This is a genomic window from Hyphomicrobiales bacterium (genome assembly GCA_002869065.1).
In the GTDB taxonomy this organism is placed as follows: domain Bacteria; phylum Pseudomonadota; class Alphaproteobacteria; order Rhizobiales; family Rhodobiaceae; genus Rhodobium.
Genome location: PKTR01000006.1, coordinates 296195 through 319402, shown reverse-complemented (window position 1 = coordinate 319402; position 23208 = coordinate 296195). Strand labels below are relative to the sequence as shown.

General features: G+C 62.9%; 26 protein-coding genes. 14 read left to right on the top strand and 12 right to left on the bottom strand.

All coding sequences use genetic code 11. The features are described from left to right. The first annotated feature begins 136 nt into the window (after positions 1-136). Positions 137-1180, top strand: coding sequence for a ferredoxin (locus C0606_16610; protein PLX36313.1), 1044 nt, complete (start codon positions 137-139; stop codon positions 1178-1180). 211 nt (positions 1181-1391) lie between these two features. Here C0606_16610 and C0606_16605 read toward each other — a convergent pair whose 3' ends face one another. Beyond that, positions 1392-2246, bottom strand: coding sequence for a hypothetical protein (locus C0606_16605; GenBank protein ID PLX36312.1), 855 nt, complete (start codon positions 2244-2246; stop codon positions 1392-1394). Between the two features lie 452 nt (positions 2247-2698). Here C0606_16605 and C0606_16600 point away from each other — a divergent pair, with 452 nt between their 5' ends. The 5 genes from C0606_16600 to C0606_16580 all read left to right on the top strand — a co-directional run bounded on the left by C0606_16600 (position 2699) and on the right by C0606_16580 (position 7967). Then, entirely contained in the window at positions 2699-4081 is a 1383-nt protein-coding gene (locus C0606_16600) for an MFS transporter (GenBank protein ID PLX36311.1), read from the top strand. Positions 4082-4268: 187 nt separating this feature from the next. Continuing rightward, the gene (locus C0606_16595) at positions 4269-4889 is read left to right on the top strand and encodes an SCO family protein (protein PLX36310.1); all 621 of its coding nucleotides are present in this window, start codon (positions 4269-4271) and stop codon (positions 4887-4889) included. A 23-nt stretch (positions 4890-4912) separates the two neighbouring features. Beyond that, positions 4913-5668, top strand: coding sequence for a TlyA family rRNA (cytidine-2'-O)-methyltransferase (locus C0606_16590; protein PLX36309.1), 756 nt, complete (start codon positions 4913-4915; stop codon positions 5666-5668). A 5-nt stretch (positions 5669-5673) separates the two neighbouring features. Next, entirely contained in the window at positions 5674-6912 is a 1239-nt protein-coding gene (locus tag C0606_16585; protein ID PLX36308.1) for an RNA methyltransferase, read from the top strand. Positions 6913-7712: 800 nt separating this feature from the next. After that, positions 7713-7967 carry a hypothetical protein gene (locus C0606_16580; GenBank protein ID PLX36307.1) on the top strand — a complete coding sequence of 85 codons (255 nt, stop codon included), beginning with the start codon at positions 7713-7715 and terminating at the stop codon, positions 7965-7967. Here the strand turns inward: C0606_16580 and ribB are convergent. The 3 genes from ribB to C0606_16565 form a co-directional block, all read right to left on the bottom strand. Beyond that, on the bottom strand, positions 7954-9075 hold the full coding sequence (gene ribB / locus C0606_16575) for a 3,4-dihydroxy-2-butanone-4-phosphate synthase (protein ID PLX36306.1): 1122 nt from the start codon (positions 9073-9075) through the stop codon (positions 7954-7956). The two genes, C0606_16580 and ribB, sit on opposite strands and share 14 nt — an antisense overlap. 49 nt (positions 9076-9124) lie before the next feature. Next, positions 9125-10225, bottom strand: coding sequence for a chorismate synthase (locus tag C0606_16570; protein PLX36305.1), 1101 nt, complete (start codon positions 10223-10225; stop codon positions 9125-9127). Positions 10226-10333: 108 nt separating this feature from the next. After that, entirely contained in the window at positions 10334-10939 is a 606-nt protein-coding gene (locus C0606_16565; GenBank protein ID PLX36304.1) for an NADPH-dependent FMN reductase, read from the bottom strand. A 179-nt stretch (positions 10940-11118) separates the two neighbouring features. On the opposite strand from C0606_16565, the gene C0606_16560 reads away from it, so the two are divergent. Further along, a complete protein-coding gene (locus tag C0606_16560) occupies positions 11119-11472 on the top strand; it encodes an ArsR family transcriptional regulator (GenBank protein PLX36303.1) in 354 nt (117 codons plus the stop codon). Between the two features lie 61 nt (positions 11473-11533). Here the strand turns inward: C0606_16560 and C0606_16555 are convergent, their stop codons facing one another. Beyond that, positions 11534-12361: a dienelactone hydrolase gene (locus tag C0606_16555; GenBank protein PLX36302.1), complete on the bottom strand. Its 828-nt coding sequence runs from the start codon at positions 12359-12361 to the stop codon at positions 11534-11536. Between the two features lie 129 nt (positions 12362-12490). After that, positions 12491-12913, bottom strand: a complete 423-nt coding sequence (locus C0606_16550; protein PLX36301.1) for a hypothetical protein — start codon at positions 12911-12913, stop codon at positions 12491-12493. A gap of 183 nt (positions 12914-13096) precedes the next feature. Between C0606_16550 and C0606_16545 the strand changes: the two genes are divergently transcribed. Next, a complete protein-coding gene (locus C0606_16545) occupies positions 13097-13462 on the top strand; it encodes a hypothetical protein (protein ID PLX36300.1) in 366 nt (121 codons plus the stop codon). A gap of 82 nt (positions 13463-13544) precedes the next feature. Here C0606_16545 and C0606_16540 read toward each other — a convergent pair whose 3' ends face one another. The 3 genes from C0606_16540 to C0606_16530 all read right to left on the bottom strand — a co-directional run bounded on the left by C0606_16540 (position 13545) and on the right by C0606_16530 (position 15863). Next, on the bottom strand, positions 13545-14141 hold the full coding sequence (locus tag C0606_16540; protein PLX36299.1) for a histidine phosphatase family protein: 597 nt from the start codon (positions 14139-14141) through the stop codon (positions 13545-13547). A 41-nt stretch (positions 14142-14182) separates the two neighbouring features. Next, positions 14183-15187, bottom strand: coding sequence for an NADP-dependent oxidoreductase (locus C0606_16535; GenBank protein PLX36298.1), 1005 nt, complete (start codon positions 15185-15187; stop codon positions 14183-14185). A 94-nt stretch (positions 15188-15281) separates the two neighbouring features. Beyond that, positions 15282-15863, bottom strand: coding sequence for an NADPH:quinone reductase (locus tag C0606_16530; protein ID PLX36297.1), 582 nt, complete (start codon positions 15861-15863; stop codon positions 15282-15284). Positions 15864-15970: 107 nt separating this feature from the next. On the opposite strand from C0606_16530, the gene C0606_16525 reads away from it, so the two are divergent. Further along, positions 15971-16798, top strand: coding sequence for a hypothetical protein (locus tag C0606_16525; GenBank protein ID PLX36296.1), 828 nt, complete (start codon positions 15971-15973; stop codon positions 16796-16798). A 53-nt stretch (positions 16799-16851) separates the two neighbouring features. Here the strand turns inward: C0606_16525 and C0606_16520 are convergent, their stop codons facing one another. Then, the gene (locus C0606_16520) at positions 16852-17670 is read right to left on the bottom strand and encodes an enoyl-[acyl-carrier-protein] reductase FabI (GenBank protein ID PLX36295.1); all 819 of its coding nucleotides are present in this window, start codon (positions 17668-17670) and stop codon (positions 16852-16854) included. 498 nt (positions 17671-18168) lie between these two features. Here C0606_16520 and C0606_16515 point away from each other — a divergent pair, with 498 nt between their 5' ends. Then, positions 18169-19611, top strand: coding sequence for a hydroxyacid dehydrogenase (locus C0606_16515; GenBank protein PLX36294.1), 1443 nt, complete (start codon positions 18169-18171; stop codon positions 19609-19611). Positions 19612-19623: 12 nt separating this feature from the next. On the opposite strand, the gene C0606_16510 is transcribed toward C0606_16515, so the two are convergent. Further along, complete coding sequence (locus C0606_16510) at positions 19624-20400, bottom strand: DUF159 family protein (GenBank protein PLX36293.1); 777 nt, start codon at positions 20398-20400, stop codon at positions 19624-19626. Between the two features lie 125 nt (positions 20401-20525). Here C0606_16510 and C0606_16505 point away from each other — a divergent pair, with 125 nt between their 5' ends. The 4 genes from C0606_16505 to C0606_16490 all read left to right on the top strand — a co-directional run bounded on the left by C0606_16505 (position 20526) and on the right by C0606_16490 (position 22444). Continuing rightward, positions 20526-21017, top strand: a complete 492-nt coding sequence (locus C0606_16505; GenBank protein PLX36394.1) for a hypothetical protein — start codon at positions 20526-20528, stop codon at positions 21015-21017. Between the two features lie 26 nt (positions 21018-21043). After that, positions 21044-21505: an NUDIX hydrolase gene (locus C0606_16500; GenBank protein PLX36292.1), complete on the top strand. Its 462-nt coding sequence runs from the start codon at positions 21044-21046 to the stop codon at positions 21503-21505. A 113-nt stretch (positions 21506-21618) separates the two neighbouring features. Further along, positions 21619-22014, top strand: coding sequence for a TIGR02301 family protein (locus C0606_16495; GenBank protein ID PLX36291.1), 396 nt, complete (start codon positions 21619-21621; stop codon positions 22012-22014). A 175-nt stretch (positions 22015-22189) separates the two neighbouring features. After that, positions 22190-22444 (top strand): hypothetical protein, encoded by a 255-nt coding sequence (locus tag C0606_16490; protein ID PLX36290.1) that lies wholly within the window; start codon positions 22190-22192, stop codon positions 22442-22444. A gap of 60 nt (positions 22445-22504) precedes the next feature. On the opposite strand, the gene C0606_16485 is transcribed toward C0606_16490, so the two are convergent. Further along, on the bottom strand, positions 22505-23140 hold the full coding sequence (locus C0606_16485) for a lysine transporter LysE (protein ID PLX36393.1): 636 nt from the start codon (positions 23138-23140) through the stop codon (positions 22505-22507). Positions 23141-23208: the final 68 nt, after the last annotated feature.

Here is a 23208-nt window from a genome sequence, read left to right as displayed (position 1 = left end):
TGCCGTCCATGGGGGCAAATCGGGGAAAAACCACGCGGTATTTCCCGTCCGGACTTGTCTTTGCCCCCGCTCCTGTCGGAAAACTGGCTCAGTTGCGAGGCATCCATCCCCGCACACAGCAATACGAGAGTGCATCATGAGCATCATTCGCCTGTCGCCCTCCGGCCAGGAAGTCGAATGCGCCAACGGCGATACCGTCCTCGGCGCGCTTGAGAAGGCCGGCTACGCGCTGCCCAACAACTGTCGCGCCGGCGCCTGCGGCGAGTGCAAGGTGAAGGTCAAATCCGGCGAGTTCGATCAGGGCATGGTGCTCGACATGGCGCTTGCGCCGGAGGAGCGCGAACAGGGTTTCGGCCTGATGTGCATGGCCAAGCCGACCTCCGAGGTGCTGGAGATCGAGTGGGGCACGGAAGACGCGCAGCCGAAACTGTTTCCTCCGCGCGAGGGTATGTTCTTCGTCCTGACCGACCGTATCCAGCGTACACCGCGGATCCTGGAGATCCGCCTGCGCCCGGTTGGCGATCCGATGCGCTACTGGCCGGGGCAATACGTGACGCTCGGCGACGAGCGCAACGGCATTCCGAACCGCTGCTATTCGGTCGCCAATCCGCCGCAACAGGACGGCGAGATCATCCTGCATATCAGCCGGATCGACGACGGGCAGACCAGCCGCTGGGTGCATGAAACGCTGAAGATCGGCGACAAGATCCGGGTCTCGGGGCCGTATGGCACCTTCATCGGCGATCCGACCGCGAAGACGCCAGTGCTCTGTCTTGCCGCCGGATCGGGCATGGCGCCGATCCTGGCGCTTGCGACGGCGGCGCTGATGCGCGGCGGCTTCCGCAATCCGGCGACGATGATCTTCTCGGCCCGCAACAAGGATGACGTCTATGAGGAAGGCATGCTGCGCTTCCTCGAGACCAAGTATCGAAATTTCCGCTTCCGCACGACGCTGACCCGCGAAGACGGCGGCGACCTCAGCGGGCGCATCCCGGATATCCTGCCGGGCCTGTTCCCGGATCTCTCCGGCCACAGCATCTACATCGCCGGCAGCCCGGAGTTCGTCGACGACTGCACAGTCGCGGTCAAAAAACTTGGCGCCAAGGACGAGCTGATCCACACGGAAGGCTTCGTCGGCCAGAACGTCGCCGAACAGCCGCCGCAGGAGCGCCTGATGTAGGTCCGTTTCGGCATCGCCGGCACGAAAGAAAGGGCTTCCCGGTTCGCTCCAGGAAGCCCTTTTTCGTCGTTGCCCCTGCCGGTGGAAACGTCCGGCGAAAGAAAAAGCTAGAGCATTTCCTGTGAATTCCGAGTCACATGAAATGCTCTACCCTTTTGTTTTAACGCGTATTCTTATCCTAAAACCGGTTCCCACTTTTCGGGAATACACTCTAGATCAGGAAGTCGCTGGCATCCACGTCAGACACATCGACACCCGCCAGAAGCAGAGTCGCGCCCTCGTAGGAAATCACCGCGCCGTTCGCATCCTGGGAAACCGAGACCTTGTCGAACAGGTTGCTGTCGGTGAGGCCGAGCTTGGTCATGTCGATCAGATCGACGCCATCCTCGAAATCATGCACGGCATCATGGCCGCTGTTGCCGTCGAAGCGGACGCGGTCGAAGCCAGCTCCAGTGATGATGTTGTCGTCGCCGGCACCGCCGATCAGCGTGTCGGAATTCAGACCGCCATAGAGCGTATCGTTGCCGGCACCGCCATAAAGAACGTCGGTGCCCTGGTTACCGGCGAGGAAATCCGCGTCGTTGCCGCCTTCGAGGCGATCTGCGCCCCAACCGCCCTTCAGGGTGTCGTTGCCGGCATCGCCGCGCAGAAAATCATTGCCGGCCTGGCCGAAAACACGGTCGTTGCCGAAATGGCCGGCGAGGGTATCGTCGCCGGCGCCGCCTCTCAGCGTATCGTTGCCGCCCTCGCCATACAGCCCGTCATTGCCATCGCCGCCGGCCATCAGGTCCGAACCGATACCGCCGCGCATATAATCGTCGCCGCCATTGCCGAACAGGGTGTCGTTGCCGGCGTAACCGAACAGAAGATCGTTGCCGATACCGCCATGTGCCTTGTCGTGGCCGGCGCCGCCGTAGAGCGTATCGTTGCCGGCACGGCCAAAGAGCACATCGTTGCCGGCGAGGCCGGCGATCAGGTCGTTACCGGCCAGACCGTCCATCCAGTCGTCGCTGCTGCTGCCATACAACTCATCATGGATATCGAAAGTGGTCTTTGCCTTTGCCATAACGCGTCCTGTGCCTCTTCTGTCGACCGACGCCTCTCAACGGACATGAATCCGCTTTTACCGCCCCGACCATGCGCCAATACTCACCCCTCTTGTACATGACCGCGATTTGTCTTTGAATAACTCTGTATTTTCATATGTTATTAATATTACTTGTTAATATATTAACTATATTCCTTAATCCTCCGAGCCTCGCCCGATAGACCATCGAATGCGCATCGGCATGCAGAAATCCGCCAATGGCGCCTTTGGCAAAGGGGGCGTCGCAATCCGACGCGTTGCCGCGCACCGATTGAACGACAGAAGCCAGAACCGGAACGCGCATCGACGCCAGCGTCGTTGCCAGGCCCTGTCGCAAACGTGGCTCCTTTTTCCGGACGAAATTACGTGTTGTCATTGTTCGACAACGTTGCCAGAACGACCACCTGTAAACACCGCCAGACGGATCGCCCATGGCCGCGACACTCGCCCCCATCACCGCCCTGTTGATTGCCGTTGCCATGATGCTGGTCGGCCACGGGCTGCAGACGACGGTTCTGCCGATCCGCGCCGACATGATCGGCTTCGGCGACCTGCAGATCGGCCTGATTTCGTCGGCGTATTTCGCGGGCTTCATCGCGGGCTGTATTCTGACCCCGCATGCGATTCTGCGCGCCGGACATATCCGCGCCTTCGCAGCCATCGTCTCGCTCGGATCGGCCGCAGCGCTCGCCCATCCCCTGTTTCTCGATCCGTCCCTGTGGATCGTCGCGCGCGCCTTTTCCGGGTTTGCCGTCGCCGGTTTCTATATCATCGTCGAGAGCTGGCTGAACGAGCGCGCAACCAACAAGAACCGCGGCACCGTCATGTCGATCTACATCGTCGTGAACTTCACCGCGCTGTCGCTTGGGCAGGTGGCCACCAACACGGTCGACGTGACCTCCTTCGCGCCGTTCGCCCTTGCCTCGATCGCCGTGTCGCTCGCCGTCATTCCCGTCGCGCTGACCCGCTCACAGCAGCCTGCGCCGATCATGCTGGTCCATTTCAGGCCACGGCATCTCTACCGGACGTCACCAACCGCCATGATCGGCGCAATGATGATCGGCATCGCCAATGGCGCGGTGTGGACTCTTGCGCCGATCTTCGGCACCCGCATCGGGCTGTCGACACAGGACGCGGTGTTTCTCGCGACCGCCATCATCGTCGGCGGTGGCCTCGGGCAATGGCCGTTCGGACGCCTGTCGGACTTCATGGATCGCCGTTTCGTGCTGATGGGCATCACCGCTGCCGCCCTTGGCGTCAGCCTTGTCTTCGCGTTCATTCCGCCGAGTACGCCGTGGGCGTTGATCATCATCGCAGGCCTGTTCGGCGTCTTCAGCCAGCCGGCATATGCGATCGCGGTGGCGCACGCCTTCGACTATGCCGAGCCGGACAGCTATGTCGAAACCTCATCCGGTCTTCTGCTCGCATTTGCCACCGGCTCGGTCGGCGGCCCGATCATCGCCTCGATGCTGATGAAGGCCGGCGGACCGAACTGGCTTTTCGTCATGGTCGCCGTCGTCCAGGTCTCGCTGATCGCCTATCTCGCAATGCGGCTCGGCATTCGCGAGGCTCCGGAAGAAAAGACCGACTGGGATCTCGGCTCGACGGCACCGGTCGGCGGCGCCATTACCCCGGAACCGCTCGATACCGAGGACCCGGATGTCTACGTCCCGGAAGCGAGCGGCTTCTTCTCCGACGAGGACATCGCGGATGCGATGCCCTTCACAGAAACACCGCAGGAAGCGGCCGAACCGGAACCTCCGCGGACGAACGGATCCCAAGCTTCACGGGATTCCGCAAATCCTCCGTCATAGCCAACCGCCCACCCCAGTGTGAGCCTGTGACGCGCCCATCCGGCAATGAAGGGGTTGCATAGCCGAACGCGACAGCGCATTTAGCAGGCACGACTTTTTTCGCCGGATAAATCCGGCGGCGACCTGCCGGCAACGGACTTCCCAATCGTTCCGCCGGCCCTGCACACTCAACGACGGAGCCAACGCCATGTCCCCGATCAGGATCCTGCAATACGTCCTATGGGGTCTCGTTGGCATAGCGCTCATTGGCGCGGCGGTGCTCGGCTTCGGCTGGTACAAGAGCGAGTTCGCCGGAACGCCGAGCGACCTCAGCCAGCCGGTCGCCGAGATCGGCGGCCCGTTCTCGCTGGTCGACACCAATGGCAAGACCGTCACCGACAAGGACTTCGAAGGCCGGCCGCGGGCGATGTTCTTCGGCTTCACCTATTGCCCGGACATCTGCCCGACGACGCTGTTCGAGATGAGCAACTACCTGAAGGAACTCGGGCCGGCCGGCGATGAGCTCGCTGTCGTCTTCACCTCGGTCGACCCCGAGCGCGACACACCGGAACAGCTCAAGCTCTATTTGTCTTCTTTCGACGAGCGGATCGTCGGCCTCACCGGCACGCTCGAGCAGCTCAACCCGATGCTCGATGCCTTCCGGGTCTACCGCAAGAAGGTCCCGCTCGATGGCGGCGACTACACGATGGACCACACCGCAGCGGTCTATCTGCTCAACCGCAAGGGCGAGTTCGTCGGCACCATTGCCTTCCGGGAAGACGCCAAGACCGCACTCCCCAAGCTGAAGCGCCTGGTGGCCGGCTCCTGACGGCCTCCCCTGCCCGCTCCGCGATGACCGCCCAGACCTCGTCCCGCCAGCGCCTCGATCAGGCCATGGTCGCGCGCGGTCTGGCCGAAACCCGGGCGCGGGCGCGAGATGCCATCACCCGGGGCCATGTCACGGTCGATGGCGCGGTCGCCAGCAAGCCTGGCCAGCCGGTCGCCAACGATGCCGAGATCTCTTGCAGTGATCCGGCAAGTAGCTACGTCTCACGCGCGGCATTGAAGCTGGTCGGCGGGCTGGAGCACTTCGGCTACGACCCAACGAACTGCATCGCGCTCGATCTTGGCGCGTCCACAGGGGGCTTCACGCAGGTTCTCCTTGAGCGCGGCGCGCTTCGGGTCCACGCGATCGATGTCGGCCATGGACAGCTCCACGCATTGCTCGCCGACGATGCGCGTGTCCATGCGCTCGAGGGCATCAATGCACGCGCGCTGACGTTTGAGGATCTCGGCGAGGCGCCGCAGGTGGTCGTCAGCGACCTCAGCTTCATTTCGCTGAAACTGGCGCTCGACCCGGCGCTGGCGCTCGCCGCGCCCGGCGCCTGGGGGATTTTCCTCGTCAAACCGCAATTCGAGGTCGGCAAGGCCGATATCGGCAAGGGCGGCATCGTGCGCGACCCCGTTCGTGCGCATGAAGCCGCGGAAGAAATTGCCGCCTGGCTTGAAGGCCGCCATCGTTGGCGGGTCAAGGGACTCGTTCCCTCGCCTATTTCCGGCGGCGACGGCAACCGCGAATATCTTCTCGGCGCCCGCAAGGAGGGCTGAAACCAATGGCCGATCATCGGATTACTCTGACCATCGACCACGTCGGCCATCGCGGCGACGGTGTGGCCTTCACCGATGACGGGCCTGCCTATGTATCGCTGACGCTCGCCGGCGAAACCGTCACGGTCGAGCGGGACGGCAATCGGCTCCGGCTTGTCGAGGTCGTTTCGCCGAGCGCTGAGCGGGCCGATCCGCCCTGCCCGCATTTCGGCCATTGCGGCGGCTGCATGCTGCAGCACATGTCGGGCGCCCTTTATCGCGACTGGAAGCACCAACAGGTCGCCGCCGCCTTTGCCCAGCGTGGCCTTGATGTCGAAATCGCGCCACTGACCGCAGCCGAACCCGGTACGCGGCGGCGCGCGGTGCTGACGGCCCGCCGTGCGGGCAAACGGATCGCGCTCGGCTATCACGCGGCGCAGACCCATCAGGTCGTCGACCTCAAATTCTGCCCGGTGCTGATGCCGGCGATCGTTTCCGCCTTGCCGGCGCTGAGAGAGATCGCAGCGATTGCAGCACCGAAGCGCGGTGGCCTCAGGCTGACGGTTCTCGCGACAGGATCCGGCCTAGATGTGGCGCTCGGCGACGCGGCGAAACTCTCGCGGCGGGACGAACAGAAACTCATCGACATCGCGATCAAGGCAGGCTTCGCGCGGCTCTCGCTCGACGATGAACTGCTCGTCGCAACGGTCGAGCCGGTGCTCGATTTCGACAGCATCGCCGTCGTGCCGCCGCCCGGCGCCTTCGTTCAGGCGAGTGCCGACGCCGAGCGAGCGATGGCGAAAATCATTGACGAAGCGACGGTCGGAGCGACCCGAATTGCCGATCTGTTCAGTGGTGTCGGGACATTTGCACTACGGCTTGCGAAGCGTTCAGCGGTGCATGCGGTCGAGGGCGATGGCGCAGCGCTCGCTGCGCTCGAAAACGCGACGCGACACGTATCTGGATTGAAACCGGTGACTATGGAACGGCGCGACCTGTTCGAAGTTCCGCTTGCCGGCAAGGAGCTCGAGACCTTCGATGCGGTGGTGTTCGACCCGCCACGGGCAGGCGCGCGCGCGCAAGCGGAAATGCTGGCCGCATCCCCCGTCGCAACCGTGGTCGCGGTGTCCTGCAATCCGGCAACGCTTGCCCGCGACGCAAAGCTCCTCGTCGATGGAGGCTATCGCATCATGCGCATGCAGCCGGTCGACCAGTTTCTCTGGTCGCCGCATATCGAATGTGTGGCTGTTTTTTCCCGCGTCTAAACAGAATGCGGACGCTCGGCGCGTCCATCACCCGTTAGCGCCAGAACATGACCCCGGCGCGCGCGAACTGGCGCGTAACGTCATTGTTCAATGCGCTCTGCGGCGCGTGCACCGATTTGTGACCGGGCTTGCGGGAGGCTCCGAAAAGGCGTGCGATGGTTTTCATATCCGGCCCCTCTGCGGCATCGGGGGTTGCAAGGCACATCCAAGATGTTTCTCGCATAAAATACTTCATGCCTTGAAATTCAATGACCGCCCTGATCACGAATTATTACATTATCAAGTATTCATTGCTATAAAAAGATTTCGCTTTCATCGTATCAGCTTTCGCTGGCGTCTCTCACGGATTACTTTGACAAAATCTCGCTTCAACGAAAATCCAACGCAAAACAGAAATTTTTTCACCTTTCAGGAATTTCCTTGTGTGGAAAAGCAAGTATTTCGGGATGGCGCATGACGATTTTTGGCGCTCCGGCGACGACCCGACTACAAGTCATTCGGCAGGATTTTTTCTTGCGCACCCGATCCGGCGACCGGTCTGGAAGTCTCCCGCACCATTAACAAAGATTAAACGCGCCGCGGCCGCAACGGGCGTATCGGGCCGAGAACCGACCAGTGCCCAAGTTGTTCGCATGAGAAAACCGCCGACACCGGCCTGACGACCGCTGCGTCGTCAAACCGTCATTTCGGTCGCTTATGGCAATTTCGGCGACCACCAAATCCGGGGAACGACCATTCGCGCGTTTCTTCTCACAGGCCTTGCGGCAATTTGCTTTCTTCTGGGAGCAGCGACCCTGCTGTTGCCGTTGCCGACAGGCGTACCGCTCATCGCGCTGGCGCTGTTCATTCTGATGGCGTCGAACCGCCGCTTCTCCTGTTTCGTCCGGCTGTTGCGGCGGCGAGTCCGCTGGCTCGACAACGTATTTCGCTGGGTGGAAAAGCGCACGGGCGGGCGCTTCGCGGCAACGCTCCTGCGCACGCGCCCGCGGGTCGGCCCGATCGTCAAACCGGTACCGGCAGAAATTTCGAACGGCGACGAGATCAGCCGTCGATGATCTCGGTTTCCTCGATCTCGATATCGAATCCTTCGAGACCGATGTAGCGCCGCTCGCGCGAGGCGATCAGGCGGATCGACGAAACGCCGAGGTCTTTCAGGATCTGTGCGCCAAGACCGATTTCGCGCCAGTTTTCCATGCGGGCGAGTGCCGAGGTGTGGTCTTCGTTCTCGCTCTCGGCCTCCGGGATGGCGTTGCGCGGCCGTTCCGGCGAAGCGGCGACGCCGACCGAGCCCTCACGCAGATAGACGATGATGCCGCGACCGCCGGTCGCCATGCGGTTGATGATGTCGTCGAGCGCCTGCTCCTTGCCGAAGACATCGCCGACGACCGATTCCAGATGCAGACGGACCGGCACATCGCGGCCATCGCGCACATCGCCGAACACCACGGCGAGATGCTGCATCGGATCCCAGCGGGTCGAGAAGGTGTAGGCCTTGGCCGGGCCCGCGATGGTCTGGATCGGGAATTCGGCGACCCGTTCGACAAGGCGCTCCTTGCCCTGGCGATAAGCGATGAGCTGGGCAACGGACACGCGGGCAATGCCGTGCTTCTTGCCGAACTCTTCGATCTCGGGACCACGCATGACCGTGCCGTCGTCATTGACCAGCTCGCAAATCACGCCGACCGGCGGCAGGCTGGCGAGCTTGCACAGATCGACGGCGGCCTCGGTATGGCCAGAGCGCATCAGCACGCCGCCATCGCGGGCGATCAGCGGAAAGATGTGGCCGGGACGAACAAAATCATCGGCGCCGACATTGGGATTGGCGAGCGCACGCACGGTCGCGGTGCGGTCCTCCGCCGAAATACCGGTGGTGGTGCCGTGGCGATAATCGACCGTGACGGTGAAGGCGGTGCGGTGCGCGGAATCGTTGGTCGCGACCATCGGCTCCAGATGCAGGCGGTGGGCCTCCTCGCGAGTCATCGGCGCGCAGACGATGCCGCAGGTGTGGCGCACGATGAAGGCGAGCTTTTCCGGCGTCGCGTGCGCCGCGGCCAGAATGAGGTCACCCTCGTTCTCGCGGTCGTCGTCGTCGGTCACGATCACGATTTCGCCGCGCTCAAAGGCACGGATCGCTTCAATCACCTGGGCGATGTCGGCCGTCATCGGCTCATCCTTTCAATCGTGGAAACGGGCTTTCAATCGTGGAGACTGTTCACGCGTCCGCCGGACCAACCTGGCCGCGATGACGCAAATAGTGATCGGCGATGACGCAGGCCATCATCGCCTCGCCAACCGGCACGGCGCGAATGCCGACGCACGGGTCGTGGCGCCCCTTGGTGAACACCTCGACCTCCTGACCGGAGCGGGTGATCGAGCGGCGCGGGGTCAGGATCGACGAGGTCGGCTTAACCGCAAAACGGGCGACAATCGGCTGGCCGCTCGAAATGCCGCCGAGAATGCCGCCGGCATTGTTCGACAGGAAGATCGGCCGACCGTCATTGCCGATACGGATTTCGTCGGCGTTTTCTTCGCCCGTCAGCGCGGCGGCATCGAAGCCGGCGCCGATCTCAACGCCCTTGACGGCGTTGATCGACATCATCGCGCTCGCGATATCCTGATCAAGCTTGGCGTAGATCGGCGCGCCAAGCCCCGCCGGGACGCCTTCGGCGATGACTTCGACGACGGCGCCGATCGAGGAACCGGCCTTGCGGATACCATCGAGATAGGTCGCCCACTCTTCCGCCATCACCGGGTCAGGGCAGAAGAAGGGATTGTTGTCGACCTCGTTCCAGTTCCAGCGGCTGCGGTCGATCTTGAGCGGGCCGACCTGAACCAGCGCGGCGCGGATCGACATACCGGGCACAACCTTGCGGGCAATGGCGCCGGCAGCGACCCGCATCGCGGTTTCGCGGGCCGACGAGCGGCCGCCGCCGCGATAGTCGCGGATGCCGTATTTGGCATCGTAGGCGAGATCGGCATGGCCGGGGCGATAGCGCTCGGAAATCTCGGAGTAGTCCTTCGAGCGCTGATCGACATTTTCGATCATCAGTGAAATCGGCGTGCCGGTGGTCAGCAACTGACCTGTCTCGGCATCGGGCATGACGCCCGACAGAATGCGCACCTGATCGGGCTCCTGGCGCTGCGTGGTGAAGCGCGACTGGCCCGGACGACGCTTGTCGAGGAAGGCCTGGATTTCTTCTTCGGACACGGCAAGGCGCGGCGGACAGCCGTCGACGACGCAGCCGATCGCGGGCCCATGGCTCTCGCCCCAGGTGGTCACGCGGAAAAGGTGGCCGAAGGTGTTATGCGACATGGTCGATCAGGTGCTTTCTCATTGCGATCGACCTTTTATGGGGGAAGACGCGGTCACGTCAATTCGCGCCGCGTCTTCCGCTCGCGCGGGGAACCTGTTTTCCGTGACTTAGTCCGCCTTCACGGCGCTCGCACCAGCCTTCCAGCGAAGTGCCGATTCGGCGACGCGCTTGCCGAGATGCTGCGCGGTCTTGCGGTCGGCCAGCGGCGGTGCGACATCGGCGCCGACATCGACATCCGACTGCGCCATCGCGCCGATATAACCGCCAATGCGGTTGAGATCTTCCGGGCTGCCCTTCGACGAGTTGTTGCCCGGCATAAGACCGAGATTGATCCAGTTCATGCCGTGCTGGGCGGCAAAGATGGCGAACTGATTGAGGGTGGAAAGCTTGTCGCCCGACTGGCTGCCGGAGTTAGTGAAGCCGGCCGCGAGCTTGTCCTTCCACTTCTGCTCGAACCAGACCTTCGAGCTCTTGTCCATGAACTCCTTAAACGGCGCCGAGGCGCTGCCCATATAGGTCGGTGCGCCGAAGATGATTCCATCGACCGTTTCGAGCAGCTCGAACTTGTCGTCGACCTCCTCGACCGGGATGAAGTGGGCGGTAACGCCTTCGACGTCATCGATGCCCTGGCGAACCGCTTCCGCCTGAACCCGGGTGTGGCCGTAGCCGCTATGGAAGACGATTGCGACTTCCGCCTGCACGCCATTTGCCATGTAAACTTTCTCCTGTCTCTAAGCCGCCGCCGGTTTGGGCGAGCGATCGTGTTGAACCGTTGCCCTCCATAGTTGGGAGACAGGATCTTTTTGGCAATTACGCACATTTTTGATATGTAGGCACAGAAAGTATACTACTCGGGTGCGTTCGATGAACCGCCCGGAATTGGAGCGATGCCATGGCCGTTGAGCACGAATTCGAGAATTGTCCGGTGACGACGACGCTGGAAATTCTGGGTGGACGCTGGAAGCCTTTGATCCTCTATCATCTTTACGACAAGCCGGCCCGCTTCAACGCGCTACGTCGGACCCTGCCGAACATCACGCAGCGGATGCTGACCCTCAGCTTGCGAGAGCTGGAGGCTGACGGCCTCATCCTGCGCCAGGTCTTCGAAGTGGTGCCGCCACACGTGGAATATTCGCTGAGCCCGCTTGGCGAGACGCTCAAACCTGTTCTGGTCGCAATGTCGGAATGGGGGCAGTTCTACCGGGATCAGCAGCGGGACACGCAGGACATGGCCGCGGCGGAATAAGGCTGAAACGGTAGTGACCGGCGCCCGTTACTTTGTGGCAACGAGCGCCGGCCGGATCTTTTTAGGACAGATTGGCTTTCAGGAACTCAAGCGTCCGTGTCCACGCGAGCGCCGCGTCCTCGGCGTCGTAGCGCGCGCCACTCGGATTGGCGAAGGCGTGGTTCGCCTCGTACCAGTGCACCGTCAACTGACCGGCCTTGCCGGCATCCGCCATCGCCTTTTCAAAACCGCCGACCATCTCCTCGTTGATGTTCTTGTCGAGCGTGCCGAAATGACCGAGCACGGGGCTCTGCAGCGAGGCGAGCTGGTCTGCCGTCTTGGCGACGTTGCCGTAATAGATCACGGTGGCGTCGACCGGCGTTGCGAGCGAGGTATTGAGCGACCAGCCACCGCCGAAGCACCAGCCGACGGTGCCGACCTTGCCGGTCGTCTTGTCGTTGTTCTTCAGCCAGTCGACCCAGACGACCATCGTCTCGGTGGCGACCGCCGGGTCGAGACCCTTCATCAGAGACATCGCCTCATCCCGGTTGGTGCCGACACCGCCGCCATAGAGATCGACGGCAAGGGCAACGTAGCCCTGCTTGGCGTATTCGGCGGCAACCGCCTTGATCTGATCGTTGAGGCCCCACCATTCGTGGATCAGCACAACGGCCGGCGCCGGCGTCTTTGCCGGCATCGCGAGCGAGGCCTTGACCGTCTGGCCGCCGGAAAGCGTTACCGAGACTTCCTCAAGTCCGTCGGCGGCGGCGGCGGCGAGCGTCGGGTCGAACAGCACGGCCGCCAGCGGCAATGCGGCGACGCCGGCGAGAAAGGCGCGCCGGTCGGCGTCCGGAATCTCGATCGGCGGCATATGGGAAAAGTCGGCACCACATCCAATTTCGTCACACATCGCGGTTCCCCTCGTGTTGATGCGCATCTCAACGTCCACTTTTGCAGTGGATCGTCATGAGACCCAAGATAGTGCGAACGAGCGGATATCCAACTTCACATCGACTTGAACGGTGACGACTTCGCGCCGTCATTTCACCGTGATGTTGACGGCGAAGGACCGGGTGACCATGCGCGCTGTGACGACATTCGCGTGGTAGCGGTAGTCGACCACGAGGGAGTCGGGGCCGCGATATCCGCGCTTCGGCGTGTACAGGACGTAGTGGGCGGTCACTTTCCTGCCGGGACAGTGCGTTGCATCTTTCGGGCGGACGGTTTGTTTGCGAATGAACTTCGTCGTTCCATGCTGCGGCGCCGTGCGGATGGAAGGTTCAACTGCCAGAGCCGTACTGCACGAGCCGAGCAGGTAGTAGATGAAACCATGAACGGCCGTCGTCCGCCCTGCCCGCACAGTCACGTCCTTGGCCGACTCGGCATAGGCCGGCCCCGCCGCCAGAAACGCCAGCGAAATCAGCATCCCAAGGACGCCAATTGCCTTTTTCGTTGCGCACATCTCGTCATTTCCCCCCGAAATTGCAGTTTCAAGCACGTTTTAAGAGCAACTCGCGGGAGCTGACCACCCACAAGATGTCGCAGTCTCCTTGAAAGCGGGCATGGGGTCGCGACGGGAAACGGCTCATCGAACGAGCAAGAATTGCGGCTTTTTTCGGAGCAAAAAAATATATTTTTCAGTCAATTGCGCCGTGCCGGATTTTCCATCAATAGCGATTTGCCGACCTTCGATCCGGCACGCTCATTTCAGCGGCGGCGATGGCGTTCGGTGCTTTTCTTTTTTGGAGACACATCCATGCGCAAGCTCCTCGCTTCGCTCACCCTCTTCGCAACGCTCGGCCTTGCCCCGATCGCGGCCAGCGCCGACGAACTCGAAGGCATCATCGCCGGCATCAACGACGACGGTATCCTAATGCTGACCGACGGCACCGAATTCCTGCTGCCGGAAGAATTCAACGTGGAAGGCCTCGAGCCCGGCACCAAGGTTCTGGTCGACTATGAGGTCGTGGAAGGCGAAAAGATCGCCCTCGACGTCGCCATCACGGAATAGCCGGACCCAACGAAGGCCGTGCCGCCAGCTTGACGCCCGGCACGGTCCGCCCGCTCGAACGATCTGAGTGCGCCGTTCAGGATCAGATCCAGAGGTAGTCGGTGCCGCGCCAGACGAAGACCTTGTCCTGCGGGACGTCGAGGATCGGGATGTCGTCCGGTTCGACATCGAGCAGCAGCCCGCGCAAGACCCGGCTTGTGCCGCCGTGGGCAACGACGACGGCGGGTCGGCGCAATTCGCCAAGCCATTCCTCGACGCGCGCCGTCAGTTCAGCGTATGTCTCGCCCTCGGGCGGGCGATAGGCCCAGCGGCTGGCACGACGCCGCGCGACTTCGCCGGGCAGTCTTTCGTCAAGCTCGGGAATCGTGTTGCCCTCCCAAAGCCCGTAGCTGATCTCCATCAGCCGTGCATCGAGCGCAAAATCGTCGACCGGCAGGCCCAGTCCCTCGCGTACCAGCCGCATGGTTTCGCGCGTGCGCCCAAGCGGCGAGGCGACGAAATCGAGCTCCGCCGTATCGATCCCGTTCTCCGCGAAATAGGCGGCCAGCGTGACGCCGTTGCGGTGCGCTTGGGCTCTTCCCGTATCGTTCAGCGGGATATCGGTCTGGCCCTGATAGCGCTTCTCGGCGTTCCAGTCGGTCTCGCCATGGCGGATGAAATAGAAGGGAATGCTGGTCATCGCTCTCGGGTTATGTCGATCGTTCTTGGTTTAGGTTGGATCTAGAGCTTCAAAATCAGCTTGCCCTGGTTGCCACCGGTGAACAGCAGGTTGAGCACGTCCGGATAGGCATCGACACCGCCTTCGCGGATGTCCTCGGGCATCTTCAGCCGCCCCTCGCCCAACCACATGGTCAGCGCGGTGATTGCCTCTTCGTAACGCTCTGCAAAATCGAAGACGATGAAACCGCGCATGGTCAGCCGATTGACCAGAACGGAGCGCAGATTGCGCGGCGCCGGTGACGGTTCGGTCGCGTTGTAACCGGAAATCATGCCGCAGACGGGAATACGCCCGAAGGTATTCATCTGGCCGAGCACGGCTTCGAGCACCTCGCCGCCGACATTCTCGTAATAGACGTCGATACCGTCCGGGCAGGCGGCACGCAGATCTTCGGCGAGCGCCCCGCCCTTGTAGTCGACACAGGCGTCGAAGCCATATTCCTCGACGACGCGGCGGCACTTCTCCGGCCCGCCGGCGATGCCGACGGCGCGGCAGCCGAGAACCTTGGCGATCTGGCCGACAATGGCGCCGACGGCACCGGACGCCGCCGAGACGACGACGGTTTCGCCGGCCTTCGGCTTGCCGACATCAAGGAGGCCGAAATAGGCGGTGACGCCGGGCATGCCGAGGCCGCCGATCCAGGTCTGTAGCGGCGCAATCTTAGTGTCCGCACGAGCCACCGCGCGACCATCGGAAATGGCGTAGCGCTGCACGCCGAAGAGCCCGGTGACCGCATCACCGGGCTTGAAATCGGGATGGTTCGAAACGTCGACGATACCCGCCGCATAGGCCCGCATCACTTCGCCGAGGCGGACCGGACGAACATAGCTCTTGGCGTCGTTCATCCAGCCGCGCATGGCGGGGTCGAGCGAGACATAGTCGAGACGAACGCGAAACTGCCCCTCGCCCGGCTCCTCCAACGCCTCGTCGGCGATGGTGAAATCTTCCGCCGTCACCATGCCGACCGGCCGGCGGGCCAGCCGGACAGTTCTGTTCGTGATGCTCATGTCGTCCTCCCACACGCCGCTCTTGTCTAGCGCAGGAAAGATGACAGGCGTTCGTCGGGATGCAAGGGCGGCGGCGAAATATTCCCCAAAAGCGCTACTGTGCGGCGGTGGCGAGGCCCTGAACTTCTGTCAGCCATTTTTCGCGCCCCGCGGGCGTGGACTTAACGACCGGGCCGAAATAGGTCGTGCGCACCGGCTTGAAACCGCAGAACTCGAACACCTGGGCACGGAGCTCCTTGACGATCGGCTTGCCGTAAAGCCAGCGCAGGAAAAACCAGGGCGTGTCGCCGGTGATGATGACGCGCGCGGTGCGGCCGCTCAGCAATTGCGCCCAACCGGACCCGCCCTTGGTGTAGCGCAGCGCGAAACCCGGCATCAGCACGCGATCGAAGAAGTGTTTGAGCGCGGCGGGCACACTGCCCCACCACATCGGGGTGACGAGCACCAGATGCTCGCTCCAGGAGATGTCGTCCTGCGCGTCCTTCACCCAGTCGGCAAGCCATTCCCGTTCCGACTTGCTGAAATCGGGCGGGGCGGAATCCATCTCGATATCGCCGAGGCGCAACCGGCGTACAGAGTGGCCGGCCGCTTCGGCGGCCGTCGCGTAGCGCTCGGCAAGCGCCGCGCACAGGCTGTCGTTCTTCGGGTGACCGGTCAGAACCAGTATCTTCGTCATGGCGAACTCCTTCGCGCGGGGCCCGTCCAAGGCATCCCCGCGTCCTGTCAGAAAAATGAGCGGACATCGTTCCGCAGAAAGTGCAGCGGCGACGCCCGGCGTTTTGAATGCTTGATGTTTCCAGTGGTTACATTTACATAGAGAGTGAAGTTACCACTGTCAACATTAAATCAGCACACGGAAACGCGATGACAGACGAAGGCGGCGAAGCGGGACGGCGAAGACCGAGCGAAGGGACATCCAGCGCGGGTAAGTCAGGCGCAGACAAGTCAGGCGCGGGCAATGGCAAGGACGGGAGCGCGCCGGCCCGACGCAAAGCGCGTGGAAGCTTTCATCATGGCGACCTCGCCGATGCTCTGGTGGTCGCCGGAACCGAGATGATTGCCGAACGCGCCTCCGCCGACTTCTCGCTACGCGAAGTCGCAGGAGCGGTTGGCGTCAGCCACACTGCCGCCTACCGGCACTTTTCGTCAAAGACGGAGCTGATGGCCGAAATCGCGCTACGCGGGTTCCGCGCGCTGCAGGCGCATCTGGAGGACTCAGCCGACCGGCTGAGCGATCCCGATGCCGATCTGCACGAGTTGCTGCTGCAGGTCGGGCGCACCTATATCGCCTTCGCCGTCGACAATGCCGGAACCTACCGCATCCTGTTTCGGCCCGACGTGTGCAACCGGGCGCCCTTCCCGGCGCTGGCGAATGCTGCCGACGAGGCGTTTCTGGCGCTGGTTGCCGTCATCGAGAAGGCGCGCGGAGGCGGGATCATCACCAGGGACATTGCAGACGAGATGCTCGCCTCGACATTCTGGGCATCGCTGCACGGTTATGCGTCGCTACTGCTCGACCGGCAGATCTCGGAAGGCGCCGACGTCTATGCACCGCCGGCCGAGCGGGAGACATTCCTCATACTTATCGTCAACGCGCTCACTGCCCAATAAAAAACCCGCCGCGAATGGCGGCGGGTTTTGAAAGCAGGCGTTGCTTTAAATGCTCAGTCCTTGACGACCGAGATGTCCGGTGCGTCGACGGCCTTCATGCCGACGACATGGTAGCCGGAATCGACGTGGTGCACCTCGCCGGTGACGCCGCGACCGAGATCGGACAAGAGGTAGAGTGCGCTATCGCCCACCTCTTCGATCGAGACGGTGCGCTTCATCGGTGCGTTGTACTCGTTCCACTTCAGGATATAGCGGAAGTCGCCGATGCCCGAGGCGGCGAGCGTCTTGATCGGCCCGGCCGAGACGGCGTTGACGCGGATGTTGCTGCCGCCAAGATCGACGGCGAGATAGCGCACGCTCGCTTCGAGCGCGGCCTTGGCGACGCCCATCACATTGTAATGCGGCATCACCTTCTCGGCGCCGTAATAGGTCAGCGTCAGCATCGACCCGCCATTCTTCATCAGCTTCTCGGCGCGCTGCGCCACCGCCGTGAACGAATAGCAGGAGATCATCATCGTCGAGGCGAAGTTCTCCGCCGAGGTGTCGACATAGCGACCGGTCAGCTCGCCCTTGTCGGAAAAGGCGACGGCGTGGACGAGGAAGTCGATCGATCCCCACTGCTTCTCGAGCTCGGCGAAGACCGCGTCGATCGAGGCTTCGTCGGTGACGTCGCAATGTCCGGCGACGATCGCATTCAGATCGGCGGCCAGTGGCTCGACCCGCTTCTTCAGCGCTTCGCCCTGATAGGTGAAAGCGAGCTCCGCACCGTTGTCGCTGAGTGCCTTGGCGATGCCCCAGGCGATCGAACGGTTGTTCGCTACGCCCATGATCAGACCGCGCTTGCCCGCCATCAATCCATGCGCTTCGGCCATTCCGTACCCCTTGCCGCAAATTTCATCCCGCTTCACGAGCGGGCGCGCTTCTATCGCACAGGCTTGCCGGGGCTTCAAGGCGACGGAGGGCCCATCCGCCAGCGCCAGCGCCCACGAAGCGACTGCGAGGCAATTTCACGGCGAGGGGGTGCGAGCAAGGCTGCGGCAGCCTTTCATTTGGCGGCTAATTTCGCTCCGCTCGGCGCGCCGGAGGGTTACCATTTGAATTATCAGGACAAACACTGCGAAACCCGCTTTGTCAGGCAAGCGGTGCGAGCGGTCTCCCGGCAACACTTCACGGATTGAGTCAACGACTTCATGCGCAGTCTCGGCTGTTCGCAAACCGATTCAACATGGCGCTCACAAATTGATTCAGGTTCGTAATATTACCGCGCAATATCAGGTGGTTACACTTTGCAGTGAAGAAATCGATTCGACGGGCGCCGCGTCCGGGCGCCGCCATCGACGAATTGCAGGCGGCAGACTAGAGTAGCGGACATGAACAAAATGCCCTCCCCTTCGCCGGCCATTCCCGGCGCTGAAATCGTTGCCCGTTTCGCCGCAATCGTCGGCGAGCGCTACGCCGTCACGGACCCCACCGACCAGGTGCCCTACCTGCGCGAGTGGCGCGATCTGTTCACCGGACGCACCTCCGTCGTGCTGCGCCCGGGGAGCACAGAAGAGGTCTCCGCGATCCTCAAACTCGCCAACGAGCTTGGCGTCGCGGTGGTGCCGCAAGGCGGCAATACGGGTCTCGTCGGCGGCCAGATCCCGGACCCGGACGGGCGCGAGATCGTCATCTCGCTCGGACGCCTCGACAAAGTTCGCGAGATCGATCTCAACAGCGACACGATGACGGTGGAGGCCGGCGTCACACTCGAGCGCATCCATGAGGAAGCGCTCGCAGTCGAACGGATGTTTCCCCTCACGCTCGCCTCGCAGGGCACCTGCCAGATCGGCGGCAACCTCTCCAGCAATGCCGGCGGCACCGCGGTGCTCGCCTATGGCAATGCGCGCTCGCTGGCGCTCGGGCTCGAGGTCGTGCTGCCGACCGGCGAGATCTGGAACGGGCTGCGCAAGCTGCACAAGGACAATACGGGCTACGATCTGAAGCACCTGTTCATCGGCGCGGAAGGCACGCTCGGCATCATCACCGCCGCCGTGCTGCAGCTCCAACCCGCGCCGAAATCGCAGGAGGTCGCCTTCGCCGGCCTCGCCTCGCCGGAAGATGCGCTGAAGCTGTTGCAGATCGCCAAGCAGCGCGCCGGCCGGCAGCTCACCGCGTTCGAGTTGATGCCGCGCATCGGCCTCACTTTCGCGGTCCGCCACGCGCCGGGCGCGCGCTCGCCTCTCGAAGGCGAGCACGAGTGGTATGTGCTCACCGAGCTGACCTCGGGCCGCTCGGCGGAAGAAGCGCAGGCGCTGCTCGAAGAGATCTTCACCGAGGCCTTCGAGGCCGGCATCGTCGAGGACGCCGCGGTCGCCCAGTCGCTCGATCAGGCCGCCTCGTTCTGGAAAGTCCGGCACGCGCTGTCAGAAGTGCAGAAACACGAAGGCGGATCGATCAAGCACGATGTGTCGGTGCCCGTCGCGCTGATCCCGACCTTGCTTGAACGCGGCATCGCCGCCGTCACCGACCTCATTCCGGGCTGCCGCCCGGTGCCGTTCGGCCACATGGGCGACGGCAACATCCATTTCAACATTTCCCAACCGGTCGGCGCGGACAAGGAAGCTTTCCTCGCCCGCTGGGACGAGGCGAACACCGTCGTGCACGCCATCGTCGCCGAACTCGACGGCTCGATCTCGGCCGAACACGGCATCGGCCGCCTGAAGCGTGACCTTCTGCCCGGCGTGAAAAGCCCGGTCGAACTCGAGATGATGCGGCGGATCAAGGCGACCTTCGACCCGAACGGCATCCTCAATCCGGGGCGGATTTTGTAGCGGCGGCGGGCGCTAAAGCAAGCTCATCTGGCCGTCGTCGGGCGGGGATTTCTTGGCTGACGCCTTCTTGCCACCAGCTGCGGCGCGTTTCGGCGCAGGGGCCGGCTCGCTGCCCTCCTCGATCTCGATTTCGCTCAACAGGTCGGGATCGTCATTGCGGACCGCGTTGACGCGGTTCGAGACCGGGATCGCCTCGAACAGATCGTCGGGCGCGGGTTTCAGCATCTCGACGGCCTTGCGCGCCGGCACCGTTGCGGTGTCGAGCCAGGCATCGAAATCCTCGGGCGCGATGACGGCGGGCATGCGGTGATGGATCGCGGCAATCGTCGGCGACGCGTTGGTCGTCAGGATCGCGCCGGTCTCGACGTCACCACCGTCGCGGTCGGCCCAGCTTTCCCAGAGCCCCGCGAAGGCCACCAGACCGCCATCGCGCGGGCGTATCCAGTAGGCCTGCTTCGGGCCGCTATCCGGCCGGCGCCATTCGTAGAAGCCGCTCGCCGGCACCAGGCAGCGGCCATTCTTCATGGCATTGCGGAAGGACGGTTTTTCGGCCGCCGTCTCCGAGCGCGCATTGATCAGCAGCGAGAACTCGTTCGGGTCCTTCACCCAGGAGGGAACGAGACCCCAGCGCACGAGCGCGAAGTGGCGACCACCCCCTTCGGTGCGAACAATCGCGATCGGCTGTGTCGGGGCGATGTTGTAGCGGGCAGGGAAATTGGGCGTTTCGGGATAGCCGAACCAGCGTCGCACCTCGTCAGGCGTCGCCGTTAGGGCAAATCGTCCACACATTCGTCATCTCCCGTACATGATTACGGGAAGGTAAGCATTTCGCAACCGCGCCCGTCTATAGTGTCTGGCTCAAGGGAGACGGCTTTTGCCGGGGAAACAGGATGAACGCCATGCCGGCAGGCACGATGGATGAGGACAGGCTGACGCCGGAACGTCTGGCGGCGGCCAATATTCATCCCGAAACATGGCTGGCGACCGATTATCTCAACCATTTCAACGAAGCGATCATGCTCATCGAAATGGTGCCGGCGATGCCCGATTGCGCGGCCGAGGTGCTCGAATGGGAGCCGAAGACCTACGCCCAGCACTTCGAGGACACCAACTTCCAGGAAAAGGAACTGGCGATCGAGGCTTATCAAGCGGCGGACCCGATGGTGCGGGCGAGCTTTGAAGCGGTGCTCGACGAATTCAACGCCTGCCTTGCCGCCTTGCAGACCATGCTGCGCGAAAGCGATCCGGCGAACCCGGAAGTCCAGCTGCTGCTTTCGAGCGCTCTTGAAGAAACGCTGAAGCCCGCCGTCAGCAAGACGAGCGGCATCATTCATGGCGGCGCGGCGCCCGACAGCGCCACACTCGGCGACGGCGCGCAGGCCGATATCGACCTGCTGTTCGGCTGACCCGAACGGCGGGCACGCGACAGATCATGGCCGGCGCAGGCGACAGCAGCGACAGCAACGACATTCGCCATTTCCCACGACATCCGCTTCTGGGCGCCAGTATTGCCGTCTGGCACGACGGCAAGGTGCTTCTTGCCGAACGGGCGAAGCCGCCACGCGCCGGTCTCTGGAGTCTGCCCGGCGGTCTCGTCGAGCTTGGCGAGACGACGGCGGAAGCAGCGTTGCGCGAGTTGCGGGAAGAGACAGCGGTGACGGCGGAAATCGCCGGACTCGTCGATATTGCGGATATCATCGTGCGCACGCCAACCGGCGCGGTTGAGCGCCACTATGCGGTCGCCTGTTTTGCTGGCCGTTACACGGGAGGCGAACCCCACGCCGGCGACGATGCCGCCGCCGTTGCCTGGGTCGCGCCGGAGGCACTCAACGACATGGCCCTGACCGAGGGCACGGCGGCGCTCATCCTGCGCTCGCGCGATCTTGTTGGATAAACCCCGCTTGCGCCTCGTGAGCCTCTTTGCCATGAAGGAGGCGGGCGATCGATCAATTTGAAGGACGGCGCGTGTATTTTCCCGGGCGACGCATTTCGGCGAACCTCAGTCGCGTGATCGCATTGGCCGCGATGGTCATCACGCTCGCTCCCCTTTCCGTTTTCGCGCAAACCGACACCGCCGCACCTCCGCCGCCGCGCGTCGAGGCGCCGCCTTATGAAGAACAGATGCTCAGGCTGTCGGAAATTCTCGGCGCCATGCACCATTTGTCGGCCGTCTGCGAGGCGGACGAAAAAAGCCCGTGGCGCGACATGATGGGCGAGCTGATGGATGCCGAAGACCCGGCCCGCGAGCGCAAGCGTCTCTACATCGATCGCTTCAATCGCGGCTACAAGGGCTTCGCGCAGGTCTACAGGCGCTGCACGCCATCGGCGGAGAGCGCGCTTCAGCGCTACCGTGACGAAGGCGCGAAACTCGCCAAGGAAATCGCGACGCGCTATTCCCGCTGAGGCGCGACCGCATGGTCTTTTCCACAAAGAGTTAACGCAAATCCTCGAAACGTTAGGATCGCGTTAACGTTTTCTTCACGTTCGGGCTCACGTGCGGCAAAACCCGTGATAGGGTCGTCCTTGGATTTCGGCCGCCGGGGACAAAACGGCGCGCTTACTAGGGTACGGGACGTCGATGCAAACACATGCGATTGAAGAGGACGAGGTCCTCACGGCACAGAAGCAGGCTGCTCTGGACCTGATTTTCGATGCCTGGAACGAGGCCGCATCGGAAGGCATCGAAAGCGACGTCTTCGTCCACACGGCCCTGTTCGTCGTGCTGTCGGAACTGGTCGAGGTCTATGGCGAGACGGCGGTCAGCGAATTTGCGGCGCGGCTGCCGGACCGCATCCAGAGCGGCGAGTTCTCCGTCAAGCGCGTCGTCCAATAGCGCGAGCGCGCGAACTCACGGCCCACCTGCATAGAGCAAACCTCCACCGCGCGCCGGCCATCAGGTCAGCGTGACCAAGAGTGCGCGTCCCGCGACACCCAGACCGATGACGACGAGCGCCCAGCCGGCGACGGAATTGACGTGGTCGAGCCAGGTGTCGTCGACCTTCTGGCGCAGGTGAGAAACCGCCCAGGACAGGAACATCCACCACGCGACACCGCCGGCGGCGACGCCGGCAACGAGCAGCGCGATGGCGAGATAGTCGCCCGGCCCCGGCGCGTATTTACCGAGACTGCCGAATATCCCGAGAAAACCGAGCACTGGCCCCGGATTGGTGATCGTCACCAGGAACGTGGTCACGAGACTGCCGAGCACCCCGGGCGGTCCGGTTCTGGTCAGATCGAGATGCGGGTGCACGCGGGTCACGTGCCAGCCGAAGCCAACGATGATCAGGCCGCCAACGATCTGGATCATATCCTGATTGCCGGACACGAAACCGGAAATCGCGGAAATGCCGAACGCGGCGACGGTGGCAAGCAGGGTGTCGGCGATCACCGCGCCGAGACCGGCAATCAGACCGGCGGTGAAGCCGTAGCGAAACGCGCGCTGGATGGCGACGATATTGACCGGACCGACCGGGGCGGCCGTCGCAATACCGATGCCAAAGCCGATAACGATCAATTGCAGTGCGAACATCGTCTCCCCTTCGGCCACACAGCCGTGCCCGACCTTATCGACCTTTCCGGCGATCACCGTTGCGAATG

Excerpts from the sequence above, each read along its gene's own strand:
- C0606_16610 (PLX36313.1), top strand. The coding sequence starts at position 137 with ATGAGCATCATTCGCCTGTCGCCCTCCGGCCAGGAAGTCGAATGCGCC.
- C0606_16605 (PLX36312.1), bottom strand. The coding sequence starts at position 2,246 with ATGGCAAAGGCAAAGACCACTTTCGATATCCATGATGAGTTGTATGGC.
- C0606_16600 (PLX36311.1), top strand. The coding sequence starts at position 2,699 with ATGGCCGCGACACTCGCCCCCATCACCGCCCTGTTGATTGCCGTTGCC.
- C0606_16595 (PLX36310.1), top strand. The coding sequence starts at position 4,269 with ATGTCCCCGATCAGGATCCTGCAATACGTCCTATGGGGTCTCGTTGGC.
- C0606_16590 (PLX36309.1), top strand. The coding sequence starts at position 4,913 with ATGACCGCCCAGACCTCGTCCCGCCAGCGCCTCGATCAGGCCATGGTC.
- C0606_16585 (PLX36308.1), top strand. The coding sequence starts at position 5,674 with ATGGCCGATCATCGGATTACTCTGACCATCGACCACGTCGGCCATCGC.
- ribB (PLX36306.1), bottom strand. The coding sequence starts at position 9,075 with ATGACGGCCGACATCGCCCAGGTGATTGAAGCGATCCGTGCCTTTGAG.
- C0606_16570 (PLX36305.1), bottom strand. The coding sequence starts at position 10,225 with ATGTCGCATAACACCTTCGGCCACCTTTTCCGCGTGACCACCTGGGGC.
- C0606_16565 (PLX36304.1), bottom strand. The coding sequence starts at position 10,939 with ATGGCAAATGGCGTGCAGGCGGAAGTCGCAATCGTCTTCCATAGCGGC.
- C0606_16560 (PLX36303.1), top strand. The coding sequence starts at position 11,119 with ATGGCCGTTGAGCACGAATTCGAGAATTGTCCGGTGACGACGACGCTG.
- C0606_16555 (PLX36302.1), bottom strand. The coding sequence starts at position 12,361 with ATGTGTGACGAAATTGGATGTGGTGCCGACTTTTCCCATATGCCGCCG.
- C0606_16550 (PLX36301.1), bottom strand. The coding sequence starts at position 12,913 with ATGTGCGCAACGAAAAAGGCAATTGGCGTCCTTGGGATGCTGATTTCG.
- C0606_16540 (PLX36299.1), bottom strand. The coding sequence starts at position 14,141 with ATGACCAGCATTCCCTTCTATTTCATCCGCCATGGCGAGACCGACTGG.
- C0606_16535 (PLX36298.1), bottom strand. The coding sequence starts at position 15,187 with ATGAGCATCACGAACAGAACTGTCCGGCTGGCCCGCCGGCCGGTCGGC.
- C0606_16530 (PLX36297.1), bottom strand. The coding sequence starts at position 15,863 with ATGACGAAGATACTGGTTCTGACCGGTCACCCGAAGAACGACAGCCTG.
- C0606_16525 (PLX36296.1), top strand. The coding sequence starts at position 15,971 with ATGCTTGATGTTTCCAGTGGTTACATTTACATAGAGAGTGAAGTTACC.
- C0606_16520 (PLX36295.1), bottom strand. The coding sequence starts at position 17,670 with ATGGCCGAAGCGCATGGATTGATGGCGGGCAAGCGCGGTCTGATCATG.
- C0606_16515 (PLX36294.1), top strand. The coding sequence starts at position 18,169 with ATGAACAAAATGCCCTCCCCTTCGCCGGCCATTCCCGGCGCTGAAATC.
- C0606_16510 (PLX36293.1), bottom strand. The coding sequence starts at position 20,400 with ATGTGTGGACGATTTGCCCTAACGGCGACGCCTGACGAGGTGCGACGC.
- C0606_16505 (PLX36394.1), top strand. The coding sequence starts at position 20,526 with ATGGATGAGGACAGGCTGACGCCGGAACGTCTGGCGGCGGCCAATATT.
- C0606_16500 (PLX36292.1), top strand. The coding sequence starts at position 21,044 with ATGGCCGGCGCAGGCGACAGCAGCGACAGCAACGACATTCGCCATTTC.
- C0606_16490 (PLX36290.1), top strand. The coding sequence starts at position 22,190 with ATGCAAACACATGCGATTGAAGAGGACGAGGTCCTCACGGCACAGAAG.
- C0606_16485 (PLX36393.1), bottom strand. The coding sequence starts at position 23,140 with ATGTTCGCACTGCAATTGATCGTTATCGGCTTTGGCATCGGTATTGCG.